The sequence below is a fragment of the Mesorhizobium sp. M7A.F.Ca.CA.003.01.2.1 genome (assembly GCF_003998945.1).
Lineage (GTDB): Bacteria > Pseudomonadota > Alphaproteobacteria > Rhizobiales > Rhizobiaceae > Mesorhizobium > Mesorhizobium ciceri.
The window spans coordinates 1-998 of record NZ_RZRA01001373.1; the positions used below are offsets into that span (position 1 = coordinate 1).

General features: G+C 63.0%; 1 protein-coding gene. It reads right to left on the minus strand.

The genetic code is table 11. The features are described from left to right. Window positions 1-29: 29 nt before the first annotated feature. Entirely contained in the window at window positions 30-986 is a 957-nt protein-coding gene (gene phnE, locus EN969_RS32760; protein WP_063169041.1) for a phosphonate ABC transporter, permease protein PhnE, read from the minus strand. Window positions 987-998: the final 12 nt, after the last annotated feature.

The window sequence follows — 998 nt, forward strand, 5'->3', positions numbered from 1 at the left end:
GATCTGATCGGCGGTCATGGTGGCCATGGTCAAGCGCTCATCACGAAAGCCTGCTCGCCGACCAGCTTGCGGCGCAGCCAGGCGGAGAACTGGTCGACGATGAAGATCGTCGTGAACAGGAGCAGCACGAGGGCTATCGTCTTGGCGCCGAAGCCGCGCGAGATCGACAGCTTCAACTCCTCGCCGATACCGCCGCCGCCGACCGCGCCCATGATGGTGGAAATGCGGACATTTATCTCAACACGCAGCAGCGTGTAGGACATGAAGTTGGGCAGCACCTGCGGCAGGCCGGCGAAGCGCACCCGCTCGAACCAGTTGGCGCCGACGGCCCTCAGGCCTTCCTCGGCGCGCATGTCGATGTTCTCGTTGATCTCGTAGAACAGCTTGCCCAGCGCGCCGATCGAATGCAGGCCGATGGCGATGATGGCGGCGATCGGGCCGATCGAGACGATGGCGGCGAACAGGCCGGCGATGACGATCTCGGGAAAGGCGCGCAGCAGTTCCATGAGGCGCTTGACGATCAGCCGCAGCACCGGATGCGGCGTCAAATTGCGCGCCGCGATGAAGGAGAACGGCACGGCGAAGACGAAGCCGATGAAGGTCGAGACCAGCGCCACGTTGAGCGTGGTCAGCATCAGCTCGAAATATTCGGGGATGTAGAAGCTGCCCCAGACATAGGCGCGGCCAAGCGGAAAATTGAATTCCTGGGTACCGGTGTCATGCGGGGAAGTGATGTCGAACATCGCCCGCCAGACATCGTTCCAGTCCTTGGGGACGAGCCAGCTCAGGAAATCCAGCAAATGCGGCAACCGGTCGAAGAAATGCCCGGCATTGGCCTCGTCGGCGAACCACATGGTGCTGCCGAGCGCGGTGATGAGCAGGCCGACACCGATGGCGGTGTAGAGCCGGCGCAAGGACGTCTGGCGACGCCAGGCGTCGGCCATCTGGTGAGTGGCGCCGGAAGGGGCTGTCACGGAAAGGGTCATGATCGGACATGC